We start from the raw sequence: 12146 nt of genomic DNA, 5'->3' as shown, positions 1-12146 counted from the left end.
GAGGTGAAACGCTTGAAAAACAGGCTTGTCGATTTCAGGAAGCAATATGGATTTTCTCAGGATAAGCTGGCTAACGTACTGGGTGTATCCAGGCAGACAATAATATCTATTGAAAAAGGGAAATACTCGCCATCCCTTCCTCTGGCTTTTGAACTGGCGAGGACCTTTAACACTACGATCGAGGAACTATTTATTTATGAAGGCAGGGAAATCTGATGGATAGGGGAGCTATTGATGGATTATTATAGAAAGATTTTCTTTGTTTTTGGAGTGCTCTTTCTTTGTTTGATAGCATTCATCCTGTTTGCAAGTATGATGGCTGGTTCAGCGCCGCCCTCTGGATCCTATATTCTGTTATCAATGGCTGTTATGAGCTTTTGCCTCAGTTATCTTTATCCCCAATTCAAACAAAAGGATGAACGCATGAGGATGATACGCCAAAAAGGGATGTTTGCGACATTCATTGCCCTGTTTGCCTACTGCATATTATTAAATTTCGGACTTCAAACGGGAATATTGCAGGTATCTGCGGCTGATCTTATCCAGATTCTAACAGCTATGATTATTTCTACAGTGTTTATATCATTTGTAGTGTATTCAAAAATATATTGATATCATTCCCTTAGTATCCGGTTACTAGAAAAGGAGGATGGCAGAATGAAGTGGTTTTTCCCAGTGATGATCATCGTTGGGGTTCTTGTTTCAGTTTTTGCAGTCCGTGGTGAAAAAGAGTCGGATGGTTCTCTTACCAAAAGAGGATTCGTCAAAATTTTGATTGTCCTTGCTGTCCTGTTTCTCGCATCTTTTGGCACGGTTTATTTTACCCGCTGATCATTAAGAGCAAGGGCGGTATACTTGTGAGAAATGAATAGCCGCTAACAAAATGAGACTTATCCAAGACATAAAAATGATGAAATCTGTGTATAATACTCAATATACAAATTCAGGGAGTGGTACGCAGTGCAAAGATCGTCAATCGACTTTCATCGTATATCTAAGGCGTTACAGTCAACAATGGAAATGATAGAACAAGAAAAGGCAAAGATTGATAGTCAAGTCATCGGAGGGCTGATGTCAGCCAAGGAAGATCTGACAAATGCTCTTGCCTATGAACTTTTCTACAGCAATCCACGAAATCAGCCGTAATATTGTTTTTTGTTTCAAAGCTCTTTTTTTGCTGTTTTAGAATACTTCCAAAAGAGGAATAACAAAAGCAATAATTTAAGAGTGGATAGACATTTTACAAAATGGGAACACAGAAAGCGCAAGCAGCAGATGCTTGCGTTTTCTGTTGCAGAAGTATACAATTAATTACTTGTGGTTTATTTTAATTTCTAACCTGGCTTTGCCGGGATTAATAGATATATGAAGGTTGGAGGAAGTTATGAGAGGGAAAATTCCATTTGCGTTATCAAAGGAGCAGTCTTTCTATGAGGGACTGGGCGACTGGATCGGGGATGTTTTTTACGATCTTCTTCCTGAAAAGGGCTTTGAATTGCGGGATGAGCAAATCTACATGGCCTTTCAGGTTTTGAAAGCTTATAAAGATAAAAAAGTGATGTTTGCTGAAGCAGGTGTAGGGACCGGAAAGACACTGGTCTATTTACTCTATGCACTGGCTTATGCAAGATACACAGGTAAGCCTGCCATCATTGCCTGTGCAGATGAAACGCTGATTGAACAGATCGTGAAAAAAGAAGGCGATATCAGAAAAATAGAGCAGGCGTTGAACCTGGAAGTGGACGTTAGGCTGGCAAAATCAAGGGAGCAGTATCTCTGCTTACAGAAGCTCGAAGGCGAAATGCTTGAGGATGATAAACTTATGGAGGTGTTTAATACACTTCCTGAATTCGTTCATGGAAAGGCGTCCATGACAAAATATCATCGTTATGGCGACCGTAAAGAATACAGCCAGCTGACAGATAGAGAATGGGAAAAGGTAGGCTGGGATAATCTGCAGGATTGTATGTCCTGCTCCCAGCGCCATCGCTGCGGCCAAACTCTTAACCGCGATCATTACCGTGAGGCGGCTGATTTGATAGTTTGTTCACATGACTTTTATATGGAACACATCTGGACGAAGGATTCACGTGTGAGAGAAGGGCAGCTTCCTCTTCTCCCTCAGGCAAGCTCTGTTATTTTTGACGAAGGGCATCTGCTTGAATTTGCTTCTCAAAAGGCACTGACATACCGAATCAAAAAAGAAACTTTGGAAAGCCTGTTGGAAAAAATGACAGCCAGCGACATGCGTGAAAACACCATGTACCTTATCGAGGATATCATTACGCAGAATGAAAAATGGTTCCATGAATTAAATAGGGCATCTGTGAAAGAAGAAGATGCTTTCCGCCTTCATGTCAAAAAAACAGATGCGGTTATGTCAGAAGGACGCAAGCTTATCGACTTGATTGAAAAGCTTACTGAGGAACTTGTATTTGAATCCGAGATGTATGTAATGGATGAGTACCTGCTTAAGGTGATTGAAGAATATCTGGAACAGATCCTTTATTCATTGAAGCTGTTCCTGGAAGAAAATAAGGGGATCAACTGGCTGGAAAGCAGCAGCGGGAATGAAACGCTTGTCATCATGCCAAGATTGGTAGAGGAAATTCTCCGCCGAAAAGTATTCAACCAAAAGATTCCGTTCATTTTTTCTTCCGCTACGCTTTCAAATAACAAAGATTTTTCTTATTTGGCGAACAGTCTTGGGATTGATCACTATGAGTCTTTTTCGGTTGAATCCCCATTTGAATACGAAGAGAAAATGGCGATCGATGTACCGGTTTTCACTTCTGGACAACCAGAAGGAAAGTCTTTATACAGCTTTGAAAAAATAGTGGAAAACGAAGGGAAGACACTTGTACTGTTCTCCTCGCAATCGGAACTTGAAGCATTTAAGCATTATCTGCAGGATAAAAAACTTCCTTACCCCGTTTATTTTGAGGGGGACGAGGAAATCAGCTTAACCGTTGAGCGGTTCCAAAATGAAGTGGACAGTGTATTGTGTTCCTATCACTTGTGGGAAGGCCTCGATATCCCTGGAGAATCATTATCCCAGGTATTGATCTACTCTCTGCCATTCCCGCCAAAGGATCCGGTATTTGATGCCAAACGTAATCATGCAGCCGATCCTTTTGAAGAAGTGGACTTGCCCTACATGCTCCTTCGACTCAAACAGGGAATCGGACGGCTGATCAGGACCACAGAAGACGAAGGCAAGGTCGCCATCATGCTTAAGGAAAGTGAAACAGCCTGGATGCAGCAAATCAAGGCTGTACTCCCTTTTTAAGTATATAAAACTGAAAAAAGCTGAAGATATTCCTAATAGTTTCCGTTCAGATTTTTAACAAACCCCACTCCGAGATCGGAGTGGGGTTTGTTGATTATAAATTATAGGCCTGGACCGGTCTAAGTCAGATTTTAGTAATAATGACTCCCATTCAATGTAATTTTGAAGATTTAATTTCACATCTTACCCAAAGGTATCATTTCAATTTTGTAGGCTAATTTTTTTGTATTAACTTTTCATGTTACTTCTTCCGCACTTTTTTCAAAAGGAATGGTTTCAACCTACCTTTAGTTATAAAGGGTTAATTGGAGCGGAAGGGGTACGACCTCCCGCGGGATTAGCGGGACAGGTGAGACCCCGCAGGCGCAGCCGAGGAGGCTCACCGCCCGCCCCGCGGAGCCGTGCGCCTGTAGCGGAAATTAACAATTCGTTTCCAAAATACTAAACGGCTTATAAGTGGATTTACGGGTATTTTTCTGAAAAATATGATAAAATTGGAAAGACGCTAGAGATTAGGGGGAGTAACATGACAACAGAAATTAAAGAGATTGAAAAAGACTTCTTAGAATATGTGAAAAAGATGTCAGCCTATAATGAAGCACTGGGTCTTATTTTTTGGGATTTGAGGACAGGGGCTCCTAAGAACGGGGTTGAACAGCGCTCAGAAGTCATAGGACTGCTATCTTCTGAAGTATTCCAAATGTCAACCAGTGAAGAAATGGCAGCATACATAGCTAAATTATCCACACAAAAAGATGGACTATCACAAATGGCCCTTAAGGTTTTGGAAGAATGCCAAAAAGAATATGACCGGAACAAAAAAATCCCTGCAGATGAATACAAGGAATATGTTGTCCTGCAATCCAAAGCAGAAAGTGCCTGGGAAGGTGCCAAAGCCAATGATGACTTCGATTCCTTCCAGCCTTACTTGGAAAAATTGGTGGAAATAACCAAGAAATTCATTGGCTATTGGGGATACGAGGGCAATAAATATAATACATTGCTTGACATGTATGAACCAGGTGTCACCGTCGAGGTACTGGACAGAGTGTTCGGGGAACTTCGTGAAAAAATCGTTCCGCTTGTGCAGCGTATCAGTGAAAGCAGCAACAAGCCAAAAACGGACTTCATCTTTGAACAGTTCCCTAAAGAAAACCAGAAGGAATTCAGCCTGAAAATCCTTGAACAAATGGGCTATGATTTCAATTCAGGCAGACTGGACGAAACGGTCCACCCATTTGCCATCGGCTTAAATCCGGGGGATGTAAGGGTTACAACGAAATACGATGAGGGTGACTGGAGGACAGCCATATTTGGAACCATCCATGAAGGCGGCCACGCACTTTATGAACAAAATATTTCAAGCGACTTAACAGGGACTCCTCTGGCTACCGGGACGTCCATGGGGATCCATGAATCGCAATCACTATTCTATGAAAACTTCGTAGGACGAAACTATTCCTTCTGGAAAAAGAACTACTCTCTCCTTAAAGAGTATGGAAATGGGCAGTTTGATAGTGTGGAACTTGATGAATTTTACCGTGCCATCAATGAATCAAAGCCTTCTTTGATCAGAATTGAAGCCGATGAACTGACATATCCGCTCCACATCATGATCAGATATGAAATTGAAAAAGGCCTTTTCAATGATGAAATCGAAGTGAAAGACCTGCCGCAAATCTGGAATGACAAATATGAGGAATATTTGGGAATACGTCCAGAAACGAATGCGAGAGGGGTTCTGCAGGATGTCCATTGGGCAGGCGGAAGCTTTGGATACTTCCCATCCTACGCACTCGGCTACATGTATGCAGCCCAATTCAAGCAGGCTATGATTAAAGATATTCCTCACTATGATGAATTACTAGAAAAAGGGGACCTTGCCCCGATCCGCGAATGGATGACAAAGAATGTCCACCAGTGGGGAAAAATGAAAAAACCGCTTGAGATCCTGACAGAAGTAACAGGGGAAGGGCTGAACGCCGCTCACCTTGTAAACTACTTGACAGAGAAATACTCTGGTGTATATAACTTATCTTAATGCAATAAAAGCCGGCTTTTTTTCCTTTTTAATCCGAACCATGCACCAATAAAAACAGGCATCCAAATTGGATGCCTGTTTTTATTATCTACCATAATTTAAATCCTTTGGATCCCGGAGGCGCATTTTGAATCATTTCCGCAAATGGAATCGTGTAGGCTACTAAGATCAGGGCTGTTAAAACGGTAAGCCAGATTTTCCAGTTTTCCAGAACCATAGGTGTCTTTTCTGCTTCATCGGCTGTTTCGCCAATCGGGAATTCCTCCTCGCCTTTAGGAGCAAAGAATGCGAGATTGATGAAGATGTAGAGAATCAGGATGATTCCAAGGAAAAGAATTGTTCCGCCGACTGCCTGTGCTACTTGATAAGGAATCCAGTCCAAGGCTTGCTGCGCATCACCATAAGTTGAGTAAGAAGAACGTCTTGGTGCCCCAAGCAAACCGACAGCGTGCATTGCGCCAGACATGATACTCATACCGACAGCCCATGTAATGGCTTGAACAATCGCTAATCTGTTCATGGCCTTAGTAAGGACGCGTCCAGTTAAATGGGGGACGAGCCAGTAGGCGATGCCAAAGAAAGTAAGTACAACAGAAGTGGCCAGTGTCAAATGGAAATGTCCGGTTACCCAAATGGTATTGTGGACAACCTGGTTCATTTGATTGGAAGCATTGATCAATCCGCCTGCACCAGCAGGGATGAAAGCGACCATTCCAATGAAAGGGACACAGAATCGGGCATCTCCCCAAGGAAGCTTTTTGAACCAGCCGAACAACCCGGTGGCCCCTTTGGAGCGGCCGTACATTTCGAACGTTGCAAATAATGAGAATGCCGTCATAAGTGATGGAATGACAACCATGAACGTCAATGTGACCTGCAAGAACTTCCAAGCAGCATCAATACCCGGTTCAACTAACTGATGGTGAAAACCTACTGGAATCGAAAACAGCAGGAACAGGATGAAAGACAACCGAGCCAGGGAATCTGAGAAAATTTTACCGCCAATGACTTTTGGAATGATGACATACCAGGCCATGTAAGCCGGCAGAAGCCAGAAGTATACGAGCGGGTGGCCGAAGTACCAGAATAAGGTCCTGCTGATAAGAACATCGACTTCATCGACAAGTCCAAGTGACCAGGGAAGCAGTTGAAATAACACTGTACCAGCAACACCCAGAGTGGCGACAATCCACAAAACCATATTGATAATCGCCATGAAGGTGAGCAGCGGGCTGGTTTGTCCAGGGTGCTGTTTTCGCCAATTGATATATTCAGCAATCATGGCGGCTCCGCCAATCCAGCTTCCAATAACGACGAAGGTCAATCCAAGATAGAAGATCCAGTGAGCCTGAAGCGGTGCATAGAAAGTATAAAGGACTGTTGCTTCATTCAGAAGGATCATTACTGCAGCCATTCCTGTGCCAAGCAGCATAACCCAAAATCCAATCCATCCGGTCAATCTTGCGCCTTTTCGATACGTACCTGAAGTCCGTGAAATAGCTGCGTGTTGAAAACCTATGATAAAAAATGTAGTAAGTACAAGTCCTAATAGAACACCATGAACTGTTAATACCTGATAGTAACCGATATTCGCTGGAAGGGTGAATCTTCCTGATCTTACTAATACCTGCAGTAAACCAGCCAGGCCCCCTAGTGCGAGGGCGATGAACGCTGTATATAAATGAGCCATTGCCAACCGTGCATCTCTAACATCTACTTTAGCCAGCATGCTATTCCACCACCTTAATCATTGTTTTCATCGTATGGTGACCAACCCCGCAATATTCATTACACAAAACGAGGTATTCACCGGCCTTGTCAAAGGTTGTTACGTACTCACTGATGAAGCCGGGCTCCAGCATCATATTGATGTTTGTGCCTGCCACTTGGAAACCGTGCACGACATCCTTGGTCGTCGCGATAATTTTCACCCGTGAATTTAAAGGGACCTTTATTTCTTCCCCAGAGAAGTAATAGAAAGCGGAACCGACAACCACCAATTCGTAATCCCAGTCCCTGCCTTCTACTTTTTTCAATCCAGGCTCACTGAACGGAGCGATTTGGTCCACCTGCTCAGGATCGATATACGCCTGGGCACTCGGAGGTGTATGACCAGAATGAAATGCGCTGATTCCTAAAATGATTAAGAAAATAATAAGAGAGCCAGTACCTAAAGCAAGCCACCATTTTTCATAACGGTGCATATGCATAAAAATCTTCCCCTTCCACTTAGAAACGATCTATGAAAATGTAAAATACTCCAAACCAGCTGAAAATTAAAAACAAACCAAGAATCAATACTGCAGTCAAAGTGCCTTTCAGTGATGAAGAATCTTCAGCTTTTACCTTCGTTTTATGATGTAACTGCGGGTTTGCCATGCGGCTCACTCCTTTCGCGGCGTAACATTTTCTTGTTATCTTCATAATAAGGATGAACGGAATAACTATCTGTGATAAATGTCACACCTGGGAAGACTATTTGTGAAGAATGTGTGAAGGTGAAAAGGTGAATTTTACTAGCGAAAATTGTTGAATCAACCTCCAAAAACGAATGATATTTTTGAAAATAATTATAATGTTCGTGTTATTTTGTGAAAAAGGGTTGTATTCCTGAAAGTACCTGCTATACTAGTAATTAAATTCATATCACTTACTCATATAATCGCGGGGATATGGCCCGCAAGTTTCTACCGGATGACCGTGAATCGTCCGACTATGGGTGAGCAATGAACGGAATGGTCCCCACTCTGTTTTTCTTTGGTTTTTTAATAAAGCTCAAAGGCATTGTCTCACTTATATTGAGTGTGATGCCCTTGAGCTTTTTTTATAGCCTGAAGGGCGGAAGGAGGAGAATGGACATGAAAATGTTGGAAAAGAAGATCATCGAAGAAGGATGCGTATTATCTGACGAAGTTCTGAAAGTGGATTCCTTCTTGAACCATCAGGTGGACCCCGTATTGATGAAAGAGGTAGGCGGGGAGTTTGCCAGCCGCTTTGCCGGCAAAGGAATTACGAAAGTGGTCACACTGGAATCTTCCGGGATTGCCCCGGCGGTGATGGCTGCCCTTATCCTGGATGTTCCCCTCATATTTGCCAGAAAACGCAAATCCCTTACCTTAAAGGATGGATTGCTGACAGCGGAGGTCTACTCATTCACTAAAGAAGAAACCAATACTGTAACCATTTCTGAAAAATATGTAAATGAAAAAGATACCGTGCTCATCATCGATGATTTTCTAGCCAATGGACAAGCGGTAGAGGGTTTGATTTCTATTGTGGAACAAACGGGGGCATTGGTTGCCGGTATTGGAATCGTAATAGAAAAAGCTTTCCAGGACGGCGGAAAACTTTTGAGAGAGAAAGGCTACAGGGTCGAATCCCTTGCAAGGATAAAATCATTAAAAAATGGCAGAGTGGAGTTTTCAGAGGAGGTATTAGTATGAACAGACTGAAATTATCTTCGCTTGCCATCCAGCATGTTCTTGCCATGTATGCAGGTGCTGTCATTGTTCCTTTGATTGTCGGCGGTGCACTCGGACTGACAGGGGAGCAGTTAACGTATCTGGTTTCGATTGATATTCTTATGTGCGGAGTCGCTACCATTTTGCAAGTGTGGAAGAATCGCTTCTTCGGTATCGGCCTCCCGGTTGTACTGGGTTGTACTTTTACAGCAGTAGGGCCGATGATCGCGATTGGAGGACAATTCGGGATTCCGGCAATCTACGGGTCAATCTTGGTATCCGGTTTGTTCGTCATGCTGATTGCGGGTTATTTCGGCAAGTTGATCCGTTTCTTTCCGCCTGTAGTGACAGGCTCTGTTGTAACAATCATCGGAATCACACTGATCCCGGTTGCCATGAACAATATGGCAGGGGGAGAGGGAGCAGCCGATTTCGGTTCGCTTTCTAATATCGGTTTGGCATTTGGGACGCTGGCTTTCATCATACTATTGTTCCGTTTCTTCAAAGGTTTTGTAAGAGCCGTTGCCATTCTGTTGGGCCTGCTTGGCGGTACGGTGGCCGCAGCATTCATGGGCAAGGTAGACATTGCGCCTGTCATGGAAGCTTCATGGTTCCATATGGCACAGCCCTTCTACTTTGGAATGCCTGAATTTCATCTCACTGCCATCCTAACGATGGTTTTGGTTGCGATGGTGAGTCTTGTTGAATCGACTGGGGTTTACTTTGCGCTGAGTGATATTTGTGAAGAAGAAATCGGCGAAAATGATGTCGCGAGGGGTTACCGTGCTGAAGGAGCAGCGATTGTTCTGGGAGCGCTGTTTAACGCGTTTCCCTACACAACGTATTCTCAGAACGTCGGGTTGACCCAACTATCAGGGGTGAAAACGAAAAATGTCATCTATTTGACTGGCGGCATGCTGGTGGCTCTTGGCCTGGTACCGAAGATCGGTGCTTTGACAACCATCATTCCTTCCGCTGTTCTTGGCGGAGCGATGGTCGCCATGTTCGGCATGGTGGTTGCTTATGGTATCAAAATGCTTGGCCGTGTTGAATTCAATTCACAAGAAAACCTTCTTATTGTTGCTTGCTCAGTTGGAATGGGAATGGGTGTAACAGTGGTTCCTGACATGTTCAGCCAGCTGCCGGGCAGCCTGCAGATCCTGACAAGCAACGGGATTGTTGCAGGAAGCTTAACCGCCATTCTTCTGAACATCGTCTTCAATGTAAGAAAGCCAGAAAGATCGGTAAGAGTGGTTGAGCAGAAAGCTTCATAACTATATGAGATTGGCAGTCCTGGTTCCCGGGACTGCTTTTTTCGTTGATATCTTGTTTGCAACGGGAATCGTACCCTTACTGGGCGAGCAACGGGCATGAAAGGGTACGTTTAGTTGCGGAACGTACCACTACAGAAGGGACACCAAGGTCGAAAGGGTACGTTTAGTTGCGAAATGTACCACTACAGGAGGGACACCAAGGTCGAAAGGGTACGATTAGTTGCGAAACGTACCACTACAGAAGGGACACCAAGGTCGAAAGGGTACGAATAGCCGCGAAACGTACCACTACAGGAGGGACACCAAGGTCGAAAGGGTACGAATAGCCGCGAAACGTACCACTACAGAAGGGACACCAAGGTCGAAAGGGTACGTTTAGTTGCGGAACGTACCACTACAGAAGGGACACCAAGGTCGAAAGGGTACGATTAGTTGCGAAACGTACCACTACAGAAGGGACACCAAGGTCGAAAGGGTACGATTAGTTGCGAAACGTACCACTACAGAAGGGACACCAAGGTCGAAAGGGTACGATTAGTTGCGAAACGTACCACTACAGAGGGGACACCAAGGTCCAAGGGGAACGATTAGCCGCGGAACGTATCGCTATAAGAGGGAAACCGTATTCAAAAGGTATGATTAATAAAGAAAAGTACCACTACAGAAATGTTACCAAGGTCCAAGGGGTACGATTAGCCACAAACGTACCCCTATAAGAGGGAAACCTGGACTCAAAAGGTATGATTAGCAAAAGAACGTACCACTACAGAAAGGACACCAAGGTCCAAGTGGCACGATTAGCGGCCAAACGTACCACTAGAAGAGGGAAACCCCTATTCAAAAGGTACGATTAGAACAGAAACGTACTACTACAGAAGGGACACCAAGGTCCAAGGGATACGATTAGTTGCGGAACGTACCACTACAAGAAGAAATTCAAGTCCAAAAGGGTACGATTCCAGCCAGACCCTGAACCCGCATTCCAGTGAAGAAACCCACAAGTAAAATTCCAGACACCAAATACAGCCGTCGCGCATAAAATAGAAGAACGATTTCTTGGAGGTTTTTGTAATGGAAAAGTTTTATTGCGAACAATGCCGGCGCCTGTTTGAACAGGAAAATATTTGTGATATTTGCAGAGTGGCCACCAAAAAAATAATGATTCAAAATTTATATCAAAAACCCCCTCAAAAAGGGGAATGATGTCAGAAAGCAATCTCCCCCTGAAAAGCTTCAAGTATGTGTTAAAATAAGGTAACGTTGAAAGGGGAGATTGGCATGTTTTTACCCTCATTTGAGTTAAAAGGGAAAACCGCGATTGTTACAGGTGCAGGGAGAGGCATCGGACGCGCGATTGCAATCGGTATGGCAGAGGCTGGAGCTGATGTTGCGCTTTTATCCAGGACAGAGGAAGATTTGAAGGAAACAGCCTCACATATCGAAAAGACAGGGAGAAATGCTTACATAATCAGCACAGATGTCACGTCCAGGGAAGAGGTTGAAAGGGCTGTTGCTAGTGTTAAGGAACAGGCAGGAGCCATAGACATCCTTGTCAACAATGCAGGCATGAATATCCGCTCGCAAGCTTTTGATGTGACGGACGAGGAATGGCAGAAAATCATGGATACCAACTTGAAGTCAGCATTCATGATGAGCCAGGAAACAGGAAAGATCATGAAAGAGCAGAACAGCGGAAAAATCATCACGATTGCTTCGGTTGCCGGCCATGTTGCACTTCGGACAGGTGTTGTGTATGCTGCTACAAAAGCTGCATTGATTCAGATGACAAAAGTTCTTGCTTTTGAATGGGGCAAATATAACATCAATGTGAACAGTATTGGGCCTTGGTATTTTAAAACCCCGCTTACAGAAAAGCTCCTGCAGGACGAGCAGTATGTCAGTGATATTTTGGCGGTTACACCTCTTCAAAGGGTTGGGGAACTGGAAGAGCTGGTAGGTCCCGCAGTATTCCTTGCATCAAATGCAGGTAATTATGTCACAGGACAGACACTCTTCGTAGATGGAGGAATGACCATTCAGGGATTTTAATAGTTGAATAAACAAAGAGAGAAGGCCTGCCA

The 12146-nt window shown here is 43.9% G+C and carries 12 protein-coding genes and 1 riboswitch; of the genes, 9 read left to right on the top strand and 3 right to left on the bottom strand.

Annotation, left to right across the window (positions count from 1 at the left end; all coding sequences use genetic code 11):
- Positions 1-12 precede the first annotated feature (12 nt).
- From D3H55_RS12000 to D3H55_RS11980, 6 genes are all read left to right on the top strand, one after another.
- Complete coding sequence (locus tag D3H55_RS12000) at positions 13-216, top strand: helix-turn-helix transcriptional regulator (RefSeq protein ID WP_119547158.1); 204 nt, start codon at positions 13-15, stop codon at positions 214-216.
- An 18-nt stretch (positions 217-234) separates the two neighbouring features.
- The gene (locus tag D3H55_RS11995; protein ID WP_119547157.1) at positions 235-612 is read left to right on the top strand and encodes a permease; all 378 of its coding nucleotides are present in this window, start codon (positions 235-237) and stop codon (positions 610-612) included.
- A 45-nt stretch (positions 613-657) separates the two neighbouring features.
- Positions 658-831, top strand: coding sequence for a DUF3976 domain-containing protein (locus tag D3H55_RS11990; protein WP_119547156.1), 174 nt, complete (start codon positions 658-660; stop codon positions 829-831).
- 129 nt (positions 832-960) lie between these two features.
- Positions 961-1146, top strand: coding sequence for a hypothetical protein (locus D3H55_RS23840; RefSeq protein ID WP_136035693.1), 186 nt, complete (start codon positions 961-963; stop codon positions 1144-1146).
- 238 nt (positions 1147-1384) lie between these two features.
- Entirely contained in the window at positions 1385-3289 is a 1905-nt protein-coding gene (locus tag D3H55_RS11985) for an ATP-dependent DNA helicase (protein ID WP_119547155.1), read from the top strand.
- Positions 3290-3815: 526 nt separating this feature from the next.
- A complete protein-coding gene (locus D3H55_RS11980; protein ID WP_119547154.1) occupies positions 3816-5330 on the top strand; it encodes a carboxypeptidase M32 in 1515 nt (504 codons plus the stop codon).
- An 88-nt stretch (positions 5331-5418) separates the two neighbouring features.
- Here D3H55_RS11980 and D3H55_RS11975 read toward each other — a convergent pair whose 3' ends face one another.
- From D3H55_RS11975 to D3H55_RS11965, 3 genes are read right to left on the bottom strand one after another with little or no spacing between them, the layout of a single operon-like run.
- The gene (locus tag D3H55_RS11975) at positions 5419-7059 is read right to left on the bottom strand and encodes a b(o/a)3-type cytochrome-c oxidase subunit 1 (protein WP_119547153.1); all 1641 of its coding nucleotides are present in this window, start codon (positions 7057-7059) and stop codon (positions 5419-5421) included.
- Position 7060: 1 nt separating this feature from the next.
- Positions 7061-7540: a cupredoxin domain-containing protein gene (locus D3H55_RS11970; protein WP_119547152.1), complete on the bottom strand. Its 480-nt coding sequence runs from the start codon at positions 7538-7540 to the stop codon at positions 7061-7063.
- 19 nt (positions 7541-7559) lie between these two features.
- Entirely contained in the window at positions 7560-7709 is a 150-nt protein-coding gene (locus D3H55_RS11965; protein ID WP_119547151.1) for a cytochrome c oxidase subunit 2A, read from the bottom strand.
- A gap of 255 nt (positions 7710-7964) precedes the next feature.
- Positions 7965-8066, top strand: a riboswitch (purine riboswitch).
- Between the two features lie 122 nt (positions 8067-8188).
- On the opposite strand from D3H55_RS11965, the gene D3H55_RS11960 reads away from it, so the two are divergent.
- The 3 genes from D3H55_RS11960 to D3H55_RS11950 all read left to right on the top strand — a co-directional run bounded on the left by D3H55_RS11960 (position 8189) and on the right by D3H55_RS11950 (position 12114).
- Positions 8189-8773, top strand: coding sequence for a xanthine phosphoribosyltransferase (locus D3H55_RS11960; protein WP_119547228.1), 585 nt, complete (start codon positions 8189-8191; stop codon positions 8771-8773).
- The gene (locus D3H55_RS11955; protein WP_136035691.1) at positions 8770-10065 is read left to right on the top strand and encodes a nucleobase:cation symporter-2 family protein; all 1296 of its coding nucleotides are present in this window, start codon (positions 8770-8772) and stop codon (positions 10063-10065) included. Before D3H55_RS11960 ends, D3H55_RS11955 begins: the two co-directional genes overlap by 4 nt.
- A 1278-nt stretch (positions 10066-11343) precedes the next feature.
- A complete protein-coding gene (locus D3H55_RS11950; RefSeq protein ID WP_119547149.1) occupies positions 11344-12114 on the top strand; it encodes an SDR family NAD(P)-dependent oxidoreductase in 771 nt (256 codons plus the stop codon).
- Positions 12115-12146: the final 32 nt, after the last annotated feature.

Origin of the sequence: Bacillus salacetis (assembly GCF_003581585.1) — a bacterium.
Classification (GTDB): Bacteria; Bacillota; Bacilli; order Bacillales; family Bacillaceae_B; genus Rossellomorea; species Rossellomorea salacetis.
Note: the sequence above shows the minus strand (reverse complement) of the source record. Positions and strands in the feature narration are given on the sequence as shown.